This window comes from Tardiphaga sp. 768_D3_N2_1, from assembly GCF_052076105.1.
GTDB lineage: Bacteria > Pseudomonadota > Alphaproteobacteria > Rhizobiales > Xanthobacteraceae > Tardiphaga.
Window position 1 is genome coordinate 2,944,284 of record NZ_CP197245.1, and the last position, 15,481, is coordinate 2,959,764.

The window sequence follows — 15,481 nt, forward strand, 5'->3', positions numbered from 1 at the left end:
ATCACAACCTCGCAGCAGGAGGTGTCATGACCCGTCTGTTTCTCACCCTCCCCATTCTGCTCATGGCTGGCGCGGCTATGGCGGAGGACGCGCGGCTGTCGATGCCCTATTACGGCAGCGCCACCATGAATGCCGATGACAGCCTGGTGCTGCATTTCACCCGCACGGTGGACGGCAAGCCGGCTGACGGCTCGCAGACCTTTGCCCCCGGCGATCGCAGCTATGACAACGTGCGTCGCCACCTGAGCGGCATTGAACCCGGCCAGACCAAACCGCTGACGCCCTGGAGAGACTGAGCGTCAGCACAAACGGGCGTGCCCTACCAGTAGCGGCGGCGCCAGTAACGACGACGCCAGTAGCGGCGGCGGACGCCCCAGTGGCGACGGCGCCAACCCCAATGCCTGTGGCGCCATCCCCAATGCCGTCCCCGCCAGCCGCGATGCCAGCGCACCTGTTCCGGCTGCAGGCGATCGACATCGTCCTGCGAGGCCACCGCAGACTGCGGTTCACTGTCAGGTCTGTGGTTGTCGAGCGGATTGGTCGGTAGCAACGGTGCGGCCTGGGCCCGGGTGACAGTCTGGGCGACCAACCCGGCGCCCGCGACAAAGCCGAAGGCGATCTTCAGAAAATGACGGCGTTCCATCGCGATCTCTCCTGATATCCGTGAGGAGATCAGGATCGGACCAGCGGCATGAATGGAAACTGAATGTGCGCGGGAACTTACATCTTCAGACGTCGCGACTATCGAAAGCCGGCAGCGAGCCCGACCACCTGGCCATCGAGCCCGTTGAAGCCATGATATCCTCGCGCCTCACACGGATCGCCATCGTTGCGCCCACCGCTCAGCCACGCCACGCGGGCGCGCCCGGCCGACCATTTCACGAAGGGATCGACGCCAGCCGGCGCAGTGACTTTGCAGCCATCATTGCGATGATGGATGACGAGCGTACGCGGCAGCGCCGATGGCGAGCCGATGATCGACATGACATTGCTGCCACCACCCGACTCCGCACTGAGAAAGCCCGAGGTCAGCACCAGCGCATCCGGCCGCGCACCGCGCGCAATGCCTTCAGCGGCGCGCTGCGTCCCACGGCTGGTCGCCACCACCGTCACCGGACGCTTGATCGCAGCCATGTATTGCACGGCGCTGGACAGATCCGTTCCGGCATCGACCACCAGCACCGCCAGCCCTCGCGCCGCATAGGCACTGCGCGTGCGCACCAGTTGATTGCCCTTTAGTCCGTTGATCTCACCATGCTCGCCCGGATTGATGGCACCGCTACCGCCGGGCATCAGGATCACGCTGGCGCGGGGTGATGCAGGCTTGATGAGCACGGCGCGGGAGCCGGCGATAGTGACGGTTTCGTCGGCGTGAGCGGCGGTGCTAACAAGGCCGCTCAAAGCCAGCGACGCGGCGATGCCGACAATCCAGACAGAAGCTTTCATCATGTGCATTCTCGCTGGTTACTGATCAAGGATCAAAGCAGCCACGATCAGCGGATAGTGCTACTACGCTCGTCCGTCCTGTGCGCTAGTCTGGTAGCTTTCCGCCTGCCGCTTGATAAAAGCCCGCAAGTTGAGTTGCCAGCAGTGACGCTAACAGCGCCTCCATCTTGGACACATCAATTTTGCCTTCCCGACACGCGGCATCGGCAGCGTCCAAAGCGTCGAAATATGGTTTGCGATTGTCTACGATCTGATCAGGAATCGTTGGCGTGCCAGGAAGTATCGTTCCTGCTCGGATCGAAAGAACAATATAGGAAATAATGCGAGAAGTTCGTCCGTTTCCATCAGCGAATGGATGGATCCAGTTCAATCGCCACATCAGATAAGCGGCGAGATGGATCGGCGTGCTATCTCTCCAATGATCATTGACGTAGTCGCACATGTCCTCGATCAATTCGGGGACTAGATGCGCTCCTACGGGCTCGTGCCTGCTTCCCTCGATAGCAACCCCGCCAGGACGATAATTGCCAGCGTAAGAGCTTATGCCGGCCAGCGCTTCTCGCTGAAGACCCAGAATCAATGAAGGGCGCAACTTAAACGAACCACGTTCCAACGCGGTTTGAATTGCACAGAGAGCCGCGTCGTATTGCCGAAAGCCATTGCGGGCTTCGGCGGCGGCCTTCGCTTGCGGATCGGTAATTAACTCAGGCTCGAGCGCGCGGCTATCTCGCCGTTCGCGCTCTTCTTCTGTCATTTGCCTTCCTTGGCAAGCTTTTCGGCTTCACGATCGACCATGTCGCGGGTGATCAAATCATTCTCAAAATGCGTGTTACCATAGACAAAGCTACGCCGTTGCTGCTCCCGGTGCTCAGCGCTTGGCTGAGCAGTTTTTGCAGCATCCAGAAGTTTTTTTAGAGCATCGGTCATCACAGCAATATAAGCGACTCGCCCGAGGGTTTCCACGAAAAAACTCGCCGCCCAACCGATCGGCGCGCTCAAGTTCCGCCCTACAACGGCATGTTGTCGTGCTTCTTCATAGGCACTTCCAGATGCTTATCCTTCAGCATCGCCAGCGCGCGGGCGATGCGCTTGCGGGTGGAGTGCGGCATGATCACGTCGTCGATATAGCCGCGCTCGGCAGCGACGAAAGGAGACAGGAAGCGGTCTTCATATTCCTTGGTGCGCGCGGCGATCTTGTCGGCATCGCCGATGTCCTGGCGGAAGATGATCTCCACTGCGCCCTTGGCGCCCATGACAGCGATCTGCGCCGTCGGCCATGCATAGTTCATGTCGGCGCCGATTTCCTTCGAGGCCATCACGTCGAAGGCGCCGCCATATGCTTTTCGGGTGATTACGGTGACCAGCGGCACGGTGCACTGGCTGTAGGCGAACAGCAGCTTGGCGCCGTGCTTGATGAGGCCGCCATATTCCTGCGCGGTGCCCGGCAGGAAGCCCGGCACGTCCACGAAGGTGACGATCGGAATGTTGAAGGCGTCGCAGAAGCGCACGAAACGCGCAGCCTTGCGTGACGCGTCGCTGTCGAGCACGCCGGCCAGCACCATCGGCTGGTTGGCGACGAAGCCCACGGTCTTGCCGGCGATGCGGCCAAAGCCGGTGACGATGTTCTTGGCGAAGGTCTCGGCGATCTCGAAGAAGTCGCCCTCGTCCACGACCTTCAGGATCAGCTCCTTCATGTCATAGGGCTTGTTCGGATTGTCGGGGATCAGCGTATCGAGCGACAGGTCGGTGCGTTCGATATCGTCGAAGCTCGGCCATTCCGGCACGCCTTCGGTGTTGTTGGCCGGCAGGAAGTCGATCAGCCGGCGCATCTGCAGCAGCGTCTCGACGTCATTCTCGAAGGCACCATCGGCAATCGAGGATTTCGTAGCATGCACGCTGGCGCCGCCGAGTTCCTCGGCGGTGACGACCTCGTTGGTCACGGTCTTCACCACGTCGGGGCCGGTGACGAACATGTAGCTGGTGTTCTTCACCATGAAGATGAAGTCGGTCATGGCCGGCGAATAGACGTCGCCGCCGGCGCAGGGTCCCATGATGACGGAGATCTGCGGGATCACGCCGGAGGCCTGCACGTTGCGGCGGAACACATAGGAATAACCGGCGAGCGCCGCGACGCCCTCCTGGATGCGCGCGCCGCCGGCGTCATAGAGGCCGATGATCGGCGCCCGCGCCTTCATCGCCATGTCCTGCAGCTTGGTGATCTTGAGCGCGTGGGTCTCGGACAGCGAACCGCCGAACACGGTAAAATCCTTGGCGAAGACGAAGGTCTTGCGGCCGTTCACGGTGCCCCAGCCGGTGACGACGCCGTCGCCGGGAATCCGGGACTTGTCCATGCCAAATTCCACGGAGCGGTGTTCGACGAACATGTCGAATTCCTCGAACGATCCCTTGTCCAGCAGCAGCTCGATGCGCTCGCGGGCGGTCAGCTTGCCCTTGCTGTGCTGCGACTCGATGCGCTTCTCGCCGCCGCCCAGTTTGGCGCCTGCGCGACGCTGTTCGAGGGTGTCCAGGATGTCTTTCATGTGCTCCAGCCCGTCAATGTCACGTGTTATCGCCCGCGGCGACCGCAGGGTTTGGGCGAGGTTCTAGCATGGGGTTTTCGGCGGTGGAAACGCCCATCAGAAAGGGTTGAATCCCCCAAAATCGCATGGCGCTGACGGCAATCCTGCCTATATCGGGACCAGACAAGGGAGAGCGCTGGATGGCCAATATCGTGATCAATGAAAGCAGTGGCGCAGCCACGGGTGGCGTACGCGATCTGCTGCGCTGGGAAGGCGTGGCGCTGTTTGTCGGAATGACGCTGTTCTACTGGATCTCGGGCGCGCCCTGGCAGATCTATGCGCTGTTTTTCTTCGCTCCGGACCTCAGCATGCTGGCCTATCTGGCGGGCCCACGGATCGGCGCAGGGGTCTATAATCTGGTGCATGCGACCATCGCGCCGCTGCTGCTCGCCCTCGGCGGTATCGCCACCGCGGAGCCGGTCGCCGGCTCGATCGCCATGGTCTGGTTCGCCCATATCGGCTTCGACCGCGCGCTCGGCTACGGGCTCAAATACGACGCCGGCTTCCGCTTCACTCATCTCGGCCGCATCGGCAAGGATGCGACAGTGCCGGCGACCAAGGCGGAGAACCCGACCACCGGCAACAAGATCAAGGCTGCCTGACGCGCAACCTCACGGCTCGCCTGGCTTGAACGGCGCTTCCTTGCCGGGCGGTGTGCTTTCCTCAGCCATCGCCAGCAGCATGGCCACCATCACGTAATTGCCGGCCACCGCCGTGAGATCGACGATCTGCTGATCGTTGAAGATTTTCTTGGCGCGGGCATAGGTCGCGTCGGAGACCTTGTGCGTGGTCGTCAGCTCGGTGACGAAGTCATAGACCGTCGCCTCGTCCTCAGCCATGTTCGCCGGCCGCTTGTTGGCCTTGAGATCGGCGATGATATCGGGCGACAGCCCCGCCTTCTGCGCCAGCGGCGCATGCGCGAACCACTCGACCTGCGAGCGCCATTGCCGGCCGATGATGATGATTGCGAACTCGTTGAGCTTGACCGGAACGGAGGTGTCCCAGCGCAGATAGGCGAACAGATCGAACAGTTTCTGTCCGAGCACCGGGCTGCGCATCATCGGATTGTAGGGACCTGCGAGACCCACGCTCGAGACCTTCATTACCTGCTCGCCCAGCGGCTTCTGCTTCGCGTCGAGCTGATCCATGGTGAGTTGCGGAAAGCGCGGTTCCTTGCTGGTGGCAGGCTGCGCAAAGATCGTGGCGGCAAACCAGCCGCCGGCCGCTGCAAGCGCGAGCGACGACAGTCCGATGGACGACATCCAGAGCGATGGGGACTTCATGATTTCCTCCCTGAGTTTTTTATTGGTCACGGAGGCTAGTTCAGGGTGCCGGACTGCACCAGCATCAAAGCGCGATGGCTGAACCCACGAAGGGCAGATATCAGCACGGCAAAGCGTTGCGGTTCTAGGCGCGGCCCGACAGCCGCAGCACGAAGACGAGCACTTCGGCAACGGCCTTGTAGAGCTCAGCCGGAATCTCGTCGCCGATTTCGACATTGGAGAGCGCGCCGGCCAGCACTTCGTTTTCCTCGATCGGAATGTCGTGGGCCTTGGCGACCTCGATGATCTTCTCACCGATCGCGCCCTTGCCTTTCGCGGTGACAACAGGCGCGCCGGTCTTGTCGTAATGCAGCGCGACAGCCAATGACCTCTTGGGCTGTACGATCATAGCGCGCGGTCCAGGAAGTGCCCCGCCGATGCCGGCGCGGGCTGCACCGGTGCGCCCTCGCGGACCACGATATCGCCAGGCTGCAGATTGGCGCGGATCAGCGCCTGATTGAGCTGCGCCGTACCGGCCTGCAATTGCAGCGCCGTTGCCGGCCGCTCAGCCCACATCCGCACCGAGGTCTTGTCGCCGGTCAGCGAGACCAGCGCATGCACCGGGCCAGCGGGCTCGACATCGAGCGAGAAGCGCGCACGCCAGACCTGCTTGGCCGCCTCAGCCTCGCTGCCATTGCCGCCGTCGCGCGAAATCTCGAACTGCGCCATGGCCGTGCCAGCCGGCACCGCAAATGGAATTTCGAAACTCCAGCGCGGCGAAGCCTGATCGAGCCGCGGAGCCGCAAGACCGTCCGCACGATCCGGCAAGGATGCCACCTGCAGCAGGGTCTGGCGCGCCAGTGCAGCATCGGTATCCGCGAGCAGATGATGGACGGTGGCAGTCAGCGGCGCATTGGCCGGGAGTGTCGGTAGTGCCATCGCCTGCGCCGTCGGCAGCCCACCGCGCAACGGTGGCGGCGGCAGGTTATTGCGTGCGATGTTGGTGTTGGCACTTGTCTGGCCCGCTGATGCTTTCGCAGCAGGCAGCAGATCCATCATCATATTGTCGTCGAACACCAGCGACGCTGCGCTTCCCATGCCCTTCGGAGCCGTCTGCAACGCTTCCCGAAACAGGTTGAGCGCTACGCCATTGGCAGCCAGGCGTGCAGCCGCTTCGGGGGCTTTCGCCACGACCGGCGCGCTTTGAGACGCAACATCGAGCACCGGCTCGTCTGCGGCGAGAAGTCCAGCCTGCTGCAGCGGATCGTTCTTGATGCTGGCCTTGGGCAACATGGCCACTGTCACCGCAGCAGCCTGCGCCTGCTGTGCAGTGACCTGCGCCACGACATTGGGGAGCGCGTTTGCCAATGCCGATGCCGGCTGCTCCGGCGTAACCACCGGCGTCGCTGCATTCGCCGGCGCTGGCGTTGTGCCCTGGGTCTGACTCGCCATGGCGAGCGTCGTCGCCAACGCCTGACGCAACACGATCAATGCCGCTTTCATGTCGGGCAGCCCGCCTTGCGGCAGCGATCCCTTGGCCAGCGCCGATTCCAGAAACAGGCCGGAATTCTGGAACGCCGACTTGACGTCCTCGCCGGTGAGCTGGGCATCGAGCGGCGGACGTTGCGCCAGTACCTGCGCGACTGCCCGCTGCAACTGTTGCGGCAGCCCCTGCAGCGAGGTCGCGGCACCGAGATTGGCAAACAGCGTCGCCAGACTCGCCTGCTGCGTCACGGCGCTTTGCGTGGCGGTGGAGACAGCCTGGGCTTCAAGCGATGTCAGCTGGATCTTGGACGTCGCGATGGCATTGGCGAGATTGATCGGCAGATCCGGCGCGAGCGTGACATTGCCGGAGGACGCGCCACCCGCCTGCCCTGCACCTGTGTTCTGCGGTGTGACGACGGCAAGCTGGACATTGCCGTTGTCCATCTTCGACACCGCGAATTGCAGCACCTGCCCGGCCTGCAACGGCACCTGCGATTGCACGTCGATCGTGCTGTGCCCGATGGCGATACGAACCTGATTGTCTGGCGAGACCGACAGCACGCGGCCGGCAATCACGCTGCCGGGCTGAAACGCGACTTCGCTCGCCACGCCCTGCGCGGAGACAACCGGTAAGATCGAGTTGACGGGAGTCGGCATGTGAGCGGCACCGGACAATGGTGCAGCCACGCTAGTTAACGGTCGTTAACTTCCAATTAACCCGCGGACGGAACGACCGCCTTCAGCACGGTCACGGCAGCGTTGAAATCCACCTGGCGCGCCGCACGCCGCGCGGCGACTTCCTCGTCGAGACCCCACTTCTCGATATTCCAGTCCTCGTCGACAAAGGCGGCGGTCCAGACCTGATCAGCATTGAGATGACCATGGAGCAGCGCCAGCGCGAGCAGCGCAGAGCCGGTGATCGTCGTCACCAGATGCAGCGCGGCAACTGCCCATGGATCGCTCGGCAGCGCCGCACGGGCAGATGCGATGGCCTGTTCGGGCTGGTCGACATGCACGATGCCCTCAGCCAGAATGAAATGCGCGCCGAGATCATCGGCAGCCCAGAACAAGACGGGATCCCATGCCGCAGCTTCGCGCGCGATAAGCGCCTCGGGATAGCTCGCGCGGTAGAACAAGAGATCCGTGCCGAAGTATTTTGCGATATCGTCAGCCACCGCCTGAGTCTGCGCCTCATCGCGGATCGCATCGATAACGCTATTGGCCAGCCGGGTCACCGGCATGCTCGTGGGGTCGATGACATCCTGCTGCGCGTCCCATTCCGCAACCATGACCTCGGCAATGGCGCGCTTGGGAACGACCAGCGGATGGCGCGATGGCGTGCGCACGATCTTGTCGTCGAGCGTGATGGCATAGCCGTCCGGTGTTTCGCTAAACCCGACGGTCTTGTAGAAGCGCTTGCGCTGCGGACCACGCGTTGACTGTCGCACCGCCTCTTGCGGGTCGAGCTGCGACTGGCCGAACACGTCGTCAAACAATTCACGCATCGATGGTCTCAAATCCTATTCGCCGACCGTCAATCTACGCGACTGACAGGCGCCACGCGAGATCAAATCGCTCGTGTCAGCGATTGGCGCAGGCCCGCGAATAGGTCGCACGATCATTGGGGCCGAGCCCCGCAGCGGCGCCATCCTGAAGGCAGTCGGTGATGCGATCGCTGAAGGATCTCCGCGCCTGCGGTACATTCTGCTGTCGCGGCAGATCGCCGAGCTTGGGCACGATCGGTACTTCGATCCGCGGCGGTGGCGGCGCCGGCGGCAGCGGCGTGATCAGCGCCGGATTGCCGGGCACTCCAATATACTGCGCCAATGCCGGCGCAGCGGACAACACCACCACAACGGCGACCGACACGGCGAATGGGATGGAACGATGTCTCATCCGTCCCATGTTGTCACGATCCCGCGTCACATCAAGTGTCAGCGCCGGACAATGTGATCCGCCGCCATGTGACGGCATTCCCATCCGGCGCGCTCGAGTTCCGGCCGATCATCACTAATTTCGGGATAGCCGATGCAGAAATAGCCGATCAGCCGCCAATCACTGGGGATATCGAGCGTCACTGCGATGGCGGCAGGATCGAGGATCGAGACCCAGCCCATGCCAATGCCCTCCGCGCGCGCGGCGAGCCACATGGTCGCGATCGCCGTCACCACCGAATAATCCACCATCTCCGGCATGGTGCGGCGGCCGAGGCCGTGGCCGACATCCGTCGCGTGATCTGCAAACACCGCGAGGTGGCATGGCGCTTCGCGCAGGCCGGCGAGCTTGAGCGTCGCATAGTTCTGCGCGCGTTCGCCGGTATAGGCGCTCAATGCCTCGGCATTGCAGGCGCTGAAATTCTCCAGCACCGCCTGACGGCGTGACGCATCATCGACAATGACGAAACGCCACGGCTGGCTCAGGCCCACCGAAGGCGCAAGGCACGCAGTGTCGATCAGGCGATCGAGAAAGCCCGCAGGCAGTGGATCGGATTTGAAGTGCCTGATATCGCGGCGCCACACGAACAGGTCATGCAGACGCGCGCGAAACGCGGCGTCGAACTCCGGCGCCCCGGTTGTTGCCGGCGTCACGCGCGGAATGTTGTCGGAGCCCGACAACGCCCTACTCTTCCGGTGCGTTCTCGATCGGATCGAACCGGTCGTGTTCGAGACCGAGCAAGTTCCACGACTGCAGCATGTGCGGCGGCAGCGGCGCCGTCGCGTCAATCACTCCGCCGCGCGGATGCGGGATCACGATGCGGCGCGCCAAGAGATGCAGGCGCTTCTGGATGCCGCCGGGTAGCTGCCAGTTCTCGATGTTGAAATATTTGGGGTCGCCGACGATGGCGTGGCCGATATGCGCCATATGCGCGCGCAACTGATGCGTACGTCCCGTCACCGGCTTCAGAGACACCCACGCCAGCTTCTGCGCCGAGGTTTCCACGACAGCATAATACGTCACCGCGTGGCTCGCGCCCTCGTCGCCATGTTTTGCGACACGCATAATCGTGTCTTCCTCGTTCTCTTCCTTGGCCAGATAGGTCGAGATGCGGCCCTGCTTCGGCTTCGGCACGCCGGCAACCAGCGCCCAGTACATCTTGCGCGCGGATCGTTCGCGAAATGCACCGGTCAGATGGGTCGCGGCAAAACGTGTCTTCGCGATCAGCAGGCAGCCCGAGGTTTCCTTGTCGAGGCGGTGCACGAGGCGTGGCTTCTGGCCTTTGGCATCGCGCATCACCTCAAGCATCATGTCTACATGCCGCGTCGTGCCCGAACCGCCCTGCACGGCGAGGCCGGCCGGCTTGTTCAGCACCATGACGTCCGCATCCTCGTAGATCGTCATTTCCTTGAGAGCTTCGAGCGTCTTGGTGGCGGCTTCGGAGAGCACTCCGACCACCTTCGGCGCATCGAGCTTCAGCGGCGGAATACGGACGGTCTGCCCTTCTTCCAGGCGATCCTTGCTATCGGCGCGCTTGCCGTTCACGCGCAGCTCGCCTTTGCGAACAATGCGCTGGATGTGGGAGAACGACAGGCCGGGGAAATGCGCTTCGAGAAAGCGATCGACGCGCATGCCGTTTTCGTCAGGCGTGACGATGACGTTCTGCACGGCGGTGGGCAGCGGCGCTGGTGCGACTTCCGGCTTCGCCGGTTCTTCGTCGAGATAAGGCGCAGGTGGTCGCGGCTCGCGAAGCGGCGCGTTGCCATAGCGCGGCGCGGGCTTGCCGCCCGGACGCGGACCGGAAGGACGCGAGCTCGGTGGACGCTTGCTGCCCGGTCGGTCGGAGCGTTGCGGCGCATCGAAGCGTTCGGCCCGTTCGGCGCGCTGAGGGCGTTCGGATCGCTCGGCACGCTCCGGCCGCTCGGACCACTCCGAGCGTTCACCGGCACGCGCACGCGGCGGGCGGGCGCTCATCGGGCGATCGCTGCTCACGCGGCCGGCCTTGCCGAATGACGGCCGGTCGCCTTTGGATGCCCCAGCTTTGGCGGCAGCCGCCTTCGGTGCGGCGCCCTTACCACGCGGCGCCTTGCTGCGCTCACCACCGGGGCCGCGCTTGGCGAGAGGCTTCTTGTCGCGACGGCTCATGATTGTCTCTCGTTCCTCAGCCTGGCCCAATAATCCAGCCGCTTGCGAATCTCGCGTTCGAACCCGCGCTCCGGCGGATCATAGAAGGTCTGCCGCCCCAAGGCTTCCGGGAAATAGTCTTGCCCGGAGAAACCTTCTGGCGTGTCGTGGTCATATTGATACCCGTCGCCATAGCCTTCGGACTTCATCAGCTTGGTCGGCGAGTTCAGGATGTGTTTCGGCGGCAGCAGTGAGCCGCCCTCCTTCGCCGTCCGCATCGCCGCCTTGTAGGCCACATAGGCGGCGTTCGATTTCGGCGCGGTGGCGATGTAGATCACCGCCTGTGCGATGGCGAGTTCGCCTTCGGGATGGCCGAGGAAATCATAGGCGTCCTTGGCGGCGTTGCAGATCACCAGCGCCTGCGGATCGGCAAGACCGATATCCTCCACCGCCATCCGCACCACGCGGCGCGCCAGAAACAGCGGATCCTCGCCGGCATCGAGCATGCGCGCGAGATAATACAGCGCGGCGTCGGGATCGCTGCCGCGCACCGATTTATGCAATGCAGAGATCAGATTGTAATGGCCATCGGCCGACTTGTCGTAGATCGGCGCGCGGCGCTGCAGGATGTCCTGCAATTGCGCGGCACTGAATACTTCATTGGTTCGCGCAGCGCGCCAGACTTCCTCGACCAGTGTCAGTGCAGCGCGGCCATCGCCATCGGCCATCCGCACCAGCACGGCACGCGCCTCAGCATCGAGCGGCAGCGCGCGGCCTTCGACCTTCTCCGCATGCGCAAACAGTTTCTCGATCGCCGCTGCATCCAGCGACTGGAACACCAGCACGCGCGAACGTGACAACAGAGCGGCATTGAGTTCGAAGGACGGGTTCTCGGTGGTGGCACCGACCAGCACCACGGTGCCGTCTTCCATGACCGGCAAGAACGAGTCCTGCTGCGCCTTGTTGAAGCGATGCACCTCGTCGACGAACAGCAGCGTGCCCCTGCCCATCTCGCGGCGCGCGCGCGCGGCTTCGAACACTTTCTTCAGATCGGCGACGCCAGAGAACACCGCCGAGATCTGCTCGAACTGCAATTCGGTGGCATCAGCAAGCAGCCGCGCGACGGTGGTCTTGCCGGTGCCGGGCGGTCCCCAGAATACCAGCGAGCCCAATGTGCGGGTTTCCAGCATCCGCGTCAGCGCGCCATCGGGGCCAAGGATATGATCCTGCCCGACGACGTCGGACAGCACACGCGGCCGCAGCCGCTCAGGCAGCGGACGCGGCGCGTCCTGCTCCAGCCCGGCTGCGGCAAACAGGTTTGCAGAAGGCGTGGGTTGTTTCGGGCTCATCCGCCGAGTGTAACGTTGATCTGCTGGCCGCCGCGCACCACCACGATGCGCCACAGCCGCGCACCCTCGCGCGTCACCTTGTCGAGATCGCTGGTCTTGCCGATCTTGGTACCGTTGACCGCGACGATGAGGTCGCCCTTCTGGAAGCCGACGCCAGCCGCAGTGGCCGAGTCGGTCAGCTCCGTAATGACAACGCCTTCGGTGCTGGAATCCAACCGCAACTCGTCGGCAACGGCCGGCGAGATATTGGCGATCTTGGCGCCCTGGAATGGCGAACGTGCCGTCAGCGTGATCTCGTCGCGGCCGGTGTCGGGCGCAGCTTCGAGCGCAACGGTCAGTTTCACCGGCTTACCGCCACGTTGCGCATCGAGCTGCGCAGTGCCGCCGAGCGGCCGCGTCGCGAAGCGATATTCGAATGCATTCGGATCCTCGATGGTCTGGCCATCGATGGCGGTCACGAGATCGGAAACCTTGAGGCCGGCCTTTGCCGCCGGGCTGTTCGGCGTAACATTCACGACCAGCGCGCCGGATGGCGTCTTGAGACCGAGCGTCTCGGCAATTTCAGGCGTGATGTTCTGCAGCCGCGCACCGAGCCACGGACGCTTCACGGCCTTGCCGCCTGATTTGGCGGAGGCAACGACGACGCGCACCATGTTGGCCGGGATCGCGAAGCCGATGCCCTGCGAACCGCCGGAGCGCGAGAAGATCGCGGTGTTCACGCCAACCAGCTTGCCGGTCATGTCGACCAGCGCGCCGCCGGAATTCCCGGGATTGATCGCAGCGTCGGTCTGGATGAAGAACTGATAGTCGGTGATGCCGACCTGCGTACGCGCAAGCGCGGATACGATGCCGTGGGTCACCGTCTGGCCAACGCCGAACGGGTTGCCGATGGCGAGAACGACGTCACCAACCAGCAGGTCGTCGGAGTTGGAGAAATCCAGCGTCGGAAATTTCTCTTTCGTGTCCTTGATGCGCAGCACTGCCAGATCGGTGCGGCTGTCCTTCAGCACGATCTCGGCTTCGAACTCGCGCTTGTCCGCCAGTGACACCTTCACCTGGTCGGCGCCTTCGATGACGTGGTTGTTCGTGACGACGAGACCCGACGCATCGACCATCACGCCTGAACCGAGCGAGCGTTGCATCTGCTCCGGCTGCATGCCCTGCCCGCCGAAGAAGCGACGGAACACCGGATCGTCCAGCAGCGGATTACGGTTCTGCACAGTCTTGGCCGCATAGACATTCACCACGGCCGGCTGCACGCGCTGCACGATCGGCGCGTAGGACAGCTTCATTTCCGTGGGCGATGTCGGGACCCGGCGATCTTGTGCAACAGCCGGCGCGAGTGCGGAGGACAGGACAATGGCGCACAGAGCGGAAGCGGCAGCAGCGTTGCGGAAAAATGGGATCATCGGGGCCTCTTTGAGGAAATCGCGGCGAATATAGGCTGCTGAGCGGGGCAATAGAAGGGCAGGAACTAGCTTGCGTCCGCCGGCACATCCTTCTCCACCGGCGCTTTTTTGCGCGGCTGGGGCGCTACGGCCGCGACCGACTTCTGGCGCATCTTGTGCGCGTCCCCCCACGCCTTGAGGGCATCGATGACCGGACGCAATCCGAGCCCGGTTTCCGACAGTGCATATTCGACCCGCGGCGGGACCTCGGCATAGACCGTCCGGACGATCAGCCCATCCTCTTCGAGCGCGCGCAGCTGCTTGGTCAGCATGCGCTGGGTGATCCGTGGCATCAGCTTGCGCAGCTCGCCGAAACGCAGCCGCCCCTGCTGCAAATGATACAGGATCACGCCCTTCCACTTGCCGTCGATTAGATCGAGCGTCACCTCGACGGGACAGCCCGGCCCGTTGCCGAAATCACGCCGTTTCACTGCAAATTTCCAATAGTATCCATTCGGTGACTATATCCCTGAAATGACAGTACTTGCAATTATTGTCATGCCGGGACACCTGTTTTTGGACATTCCCGCCAGGAGCATGGAGCGCACCAATGAAGGCAGTCGGCTACACCCAATCCCTCCCGATCGACGCAGTTGACGCGCTGGTCGATTTCGAGGCTCCGAAGCCAGAACCGACCGGCCGCGACATCCGCGTATCGGTGAAGGCGATCTCGGCCAACCCCGTCGATTTCAAGGTGCGCAAGCGCGCGGCGCCGCCGGCTGGCGAAACCAAGATCCTCGGTTACGACGCTGCCGGCGTCGTCGATGCTGTCGGCCCCGATGTGACCATGTTCAAGCCGGGCGATGAGGTGTTCTATGCCGGCTCGATCCAGCGCCAGGGCACCAATGCCGAGTTCCATCTGGTCGATGAGCGCATTGTCGGCCGCAAGCCCTCTTCCCTTTCCTTCGCACAATCTGCGGCCTTGCCGCTCACCGCGATCACCGCCTGGGAACTGCTGTTCGATCGGCTCGGCGTCGCCCCCGGCAAGAGCCTCGATCCGCGCACGCTGCTCATCATCGGCGGCGCCGGCGGCGTCGGCTCGATCCTCATCCAGCTTGCGCGTCGCCTCACCGGCCTCACCGTCGTTGCAACGGCATCGCGGCCCGAGACGATCAAGTGGTGCCAGGATCTCGGCGCACATGCGGTGATCGATCACAGCAAGCCGCTGAAGGAGCAGATCGACGCGTTGAAGCTGCCACCGGTCTCGCTCGTCGCCAGTCTCACGGGGACGGAGCAGCACTACAAGGCGCTTGCCGATCTGATCGCACCGCAGGGCAAGCTTGGGCTGATCGACGATCCCGTTGAATTCAACATCGCCGCGTTCAAGGGCAAGGCCGTATCGGTGCACTGGGAATCCATGTTCACGCGATCGTCATTCCAGACCCCTGACATGATCGCGCAACATTACCTTCTCAACGACGTTGCGTATCTCATCGACAAGGGCGTGCTGCGCACGACGCTCGACAAGACCTTCGGCACCATCAACGCCGCGAATCTCAAGCGCGCGCATGCGTTGCTTGAATCCGGCAAGTCGCACGGCAAGATCGTGCTCGAAGGCTGGTGATCACGAAACCGGCACCGCGAAATTCGCGCCTGGCGACATCTACGACAAAAGAGCGCATCCATGGATGCGCTCTTTTCGGTTAATAGCTAATATAGATAGCTAACTATATAAATCTCTTGTGATCGAAAAGCGACACCGCGGTGTCGTTCACTACAATGCGATGCGGGTTTTACAGAACTGTCGCAAAGCGAGCCTAGGTTGCCCGCGAGCTCAACGGTAGCTCGCTTGTAACCATGGGAACGACTTCGGACGTTCCCTCTCACAAGATCGCAAAACACAGATCCATACG

Annotated in this window: 18 protein-coding genes; 3 read left to right on the forward strand and 15 right to left on the reverse strand. The window is 62.9% G+C overall.

Going from position 1 to position 15,481, the window contains the following annotated elements; all coding sequences use genetic code 11:
• The first annotated feature begins 26 nt into the window (after positions 1–26).
• On the forward strand, positions 27–296 hold the full coding sequence (locus AB8A27_RS13690) for a hypothetical protein (RefSeq protein ID WP_139212566.1): 270 nt from the start codon (positions 27–29) through the stop codon (positions 294–296).
• Between the two features lie 23 nt (positions 297–319).
• On the opposite strand, the gene AB8A27_RS13695 is transcribed toward AB8A27_RS13690, so the two are convergent.
• The 5 genes from AB8A27_RS13695 to AB8A27_RS13715 all read right to left on the reverse strand — a co-directional run bounded on the left by AB8A27_RS13695 (position 320) and on the right by AB8A27_RS13715 (position 3,986).
• The gene (locus AB8A27_RS13695; protein ID WP_441242372.1) at positions 320–643 is read right to left on the reverse strand and encodes a hypothetical protein; all 324 of its coding nucleotides are present in this window, start codon (positions 641–643) and stop codon (positions 320–322) included.
• Positions 644–741: 98 nt separating this feature from the next.
• Positions 742–1,446, reverse strand: coding sequence for an alpha/beta hydrolase (locus AB8A27_RS13700; protein ID WP_441244908.1), 705 nt, complete (start codon positions 1,444–1,446; stop codon positions 742–744).
• 85 nt (positions 1,447–1,531) lie between these two features.
• Entirely contained in the window at positions 1,532–2,200 is a 669-nt protein-coding gene (locus AB8A27_RS13705) for a Fic family protein (protein ID WP_441242373.1), read from the reverse strand.
• Positions 2,197–2,445, reverse strand: a complete 249-nt coding sequence (locus tag AB8A27_RS13710) for a hypothetical protein (RefSeq protein WP_441242374.1) — start codon at positions 2,443–2,445, stop codon at positions 2,197–2,199. Before AB8A27_RS13710 ends, AB8A27_RS13705 begins: the two co-directional genes overlap by 4 nt.
• An 8-nt stretch (positions 2,446–2,453) precedes the next feature.
• Positions 2,454–3,986 carry an acyl-CoA carboxylase subunit beta gene (locus AB8A27_RS13715; protein ID WP_441242375.1) on the reverse strand — a complete coding sequence of 511 codons (1,533 nt, stop codon included), beginning with the start codon at positions 3,984–3,986 and terminating at the stop codon, positions 2,454–2,456.
• A 179-nt stretch (positions 3,987–4,165) separates the two neighbouring features.
• Here AB8A27_RS13715 and AB8A27_RS13720 point away from each other — a divergent pair, with 179 nt between their 5' ends.
• Positions 4,166–4,627, forward strand: coding sequence for a DUF4260 domain-containing protein (locus tag AB8A27_RS13720; RefSeq protein WP_441242376.1), 462 nt, complete (start codon positions 4,166–4,168; stop codon positions 4,625–4,627).
• Between the two features lie 9 nt (positions 4,628–4,636).
• On the opposite strand, the gene AB8A27_RS13725 is transcribed toward AB8A27_RS13720, so the two are convergent.
• The 10 genes from AB8A27_RS13725 to AB8A27_RS13770 form a co-directional block, all read right to left on the reverse strand.
• Positions 4,637–5,308, reverse strand: a complete 672-nt coding sequence (locus AB8A27_RS13725) for a carboxymuconolactone decarboxylase family protein (protein ID WP_441242377.1) — start codon at positions 5,306–5,308, stop codon at positions 4,637–4,639.
• Positions 5,309–5,432: 124 nt separating this feature from the next.
• On the reverse strand, positions 5,433–5,696 hold the full coding sequence (locus AB8A27_RS13730; protein ID WP_439092537.1) for an EscU/YscU/HrcU family type III secretion system export apparatus switch protein: 264 nt from the start codon (positions 5,694–5,696) through the stop codon (positions 5,433–5,435).
• Positions 5,693–7,429, reverse strand: a complete 1,737-nt coding sequence (fliK, locus tag AB8A27_RS13735) for a flagellar hook-length control protein FliK (protein WP_441242378.1) — start codon at positions 7,427–7,429, stop codon at positions 5,693–5,695. The genes AB8A27_RS13730 and fliK overlap by 4 nt, the downstream gene beginning before the upstream one ends.
• A gap of 56 nt (positions 7,430–7,485) precedes the next feature.
• Entirely contained in the window at positions 7,486–8,277 is a 792-nt protein-coding gene (locus AB8A27_RS13740; RefSeq protein WP_441242379.1) for an ATP12 family chaperone protein, read from the reverse strand.
• Positions 8,278–8,353: 76 nt separating this feature from the next.
• Positions 8,354–8,668: a hypothetical protein gene (locus AB8A27_RS13745; protein ID WP_441242380.1), complete on the reverse strand. Its 315-nt coding sequence runs from the start codon at positions 8,666–8,668 to the stop codon at positions 8,354–8,356.
• Between the two features lie 38 nt (positions 8,669–8,706).
• On the reverse strand, positions 8,707–9,387 hold the full coding sequence (gene bluB / locus AB8A27_RS13750) for a 5,6-dimethylbenzimidazole synthase (RefSeq protein WP_441242381.1): 681 nt from the start codon (positions 9,385–9,387) through the stop codon (positions 8,707–8,709).
• A 4-nt stretch (positions 9,388–9,391) separates the two neighbouring features.
• Positions 9,392–10,852 carry an RluA family pseudouridine synthase gene (locus tag AB8A27_RS13755; RefSeq protein ID WP_441242382.1) on the reverse strand — a complete coding sequence of 487 codons (1,461 nt, stop codon included), beginning with the start codon at positions 10,850–10,852 and terminating at the stop codon, positions 9,392–9,394.
• Positions 10,849–12,180, reverse strand: a complete 1,332-nt coding sequence (locus AB8A27_RS13760; RefSeq protein WP_441242383.1) for a replication-associated recombination protein A — start codon at positions 12,178–12,180, stop codon at positions 10,849–10,851. The genes AB8A27_RS13755 and AB8A27_RS13760 overlap by 4 nt, the downstream gene beginning before the upstream one ends.
• Positions 12,177–13,589 carry a DegQ family serine endoprotease gene (locus AB8A27_RS13765; protein WP_441242384.1) on the reverse strand — a complete coding sequence of 471 codons (1,413 nt, stop codon included), beginning with the start codon at positions 13,587–13,589 and terminating at the stop codon, positions 12,177–12,179. The genes AB8A27_RS13760 and AB8A27_RS13765 overlap by 4 nt, the downstream gene beginning before the upstream one ends.
• Before the next feature lie 65 nt (positions 13,590–13,654).
• Positions 13,655–14,059, reverse strand: coding sequence for a winged helix-turn-helix transcriptional regulator (locus AB8A27_RS13770; RefSeq protein ID WP_439064211.1), 405 nt, complete (start codon positions 14,057–14,059; stop codon positions 13,655–13,657).
• Between the two features lie 119 nt (positions 14,060–14,178).
• On the opposite strand from AB8A27_RS13770, the gene AB8A27_RS13775 reads away from it, so the two are divergent.
• Positions 14,179–15,192, forward strand: coding sequence for a zinc-binding alcohol dehydrogenase family protein (locus AB8A27_RS13775; protein WP_441242385.1), 1,014 nt, complete (start codon positions 14,179–14,181; stop codon positions 15,190–15,192).
• Positions 15,193–15,481: the final 289 nt, after the last annotated feature.

Coding starts and splice junctions, on each gene's coding strand:
- AB8A27_RS13695 (WP_441242372.1), bottom strand. CDS start 643: ATGGAACGCCGTCATTTTCTGAAGATCGCCTTCGGCTTTGTCGCGGGC.
- AB8A27_RS13745 (WP_441242380.1), bottom strand. CDS start 8,668: ATGAGACATCGTTCCATCCCATTCGCCGTGTCGGTCGCCGTTGTGGTG.
- AB8A27_RS13690 (WP_139212566.1), top strand. CDS start 27: ATGACCCGTCTGTTTCTCACCCTCCCCATTCTGCTCATGGCTGGCGCG.
- AB8A27_RS13740 (WP_441242379.1), bottom strand. CDS start 8,277: ATGCGTGAATTGTTTGACGACGTGTTCGGCCAGTCGCAGCTCGACCCG.
- AB8A27_RS13775 (WP_441242385.1), top strand. CDS start 14,179: ATGAAGGCAGTCGGCTACACCCAATCCCTCCCGATCGACGCAGTTGAC.
- AB8A27_RS13705 (WP_441242373.1), bottom strand. CDS start 2,200: ATGACAGAAGAAGAGCGCGAACGGCGAGATAGCCGCGCGCTCGAGCCT.
- fliK (WP_441242378.1), bottom strand. CDS start 7,429: ATGCCGACTCCCGTCAACTCGATCTTACCGGTTGTCTCCGCGCAGGGC.
- AB8A27_RS13700 (WP_441244908.1), bottom strand. CDS start 1,446: ATGAAAGCTTCTGTCTGGATTGTCGGCATCGCCGCGTCGCTGGCTTTG.
- AB8A27_RS13765 (WP_441242384.1), bottom strand. CDS start 13,589: ATGATCCCATTTTTCCGCAACGCTGCTGCCGCTTCCGCTCTGTGCGCC.
- AB8A27_RS13760 (WP_441242383.1), bottom strand. CDS start 12,180: ATGAGCCCGAAACAACCCACGCCTTCTGCAAACCTGTTTGCCGCAGCC.
- AB8A27_RS13755 (WP_441242382.1), bottom strand. CDS start 10,852: ATGAGCCGTCGCGACAAGAAGCCTCTCGCCAAGCGCGGCCCCGGTGGT.
- AB8A27_RS13725 (WP_441242377.1), bottom strand. CDS start 5,308: ATGAAGTCCCCATCGCTCTGGATGTCGTCCATCGGACTGTCGTCGCTC.
- AB8A27_RS13720 (WP_441242376.1), top strand. CDS start 4,166: ATGGCCAATATCGTGATCAATGAAAGCAGTGGCGCAGCCACGGGTGGC.
- AB8A27_RS13715 (WP_441242375.1), bottom strand. CDS start 3,986: ATGAAAGACATCCTGGACACCCTCGAACAGCGTCGCGCAGGCGCCAAA.
- AB8A27_RS13730 (WP_439092537.1), bottom strand. CDS start 5,696: ATGATCGTACAGCCCAAGAGGTCATTGGCTGTCGCGCTGCATTACGAC.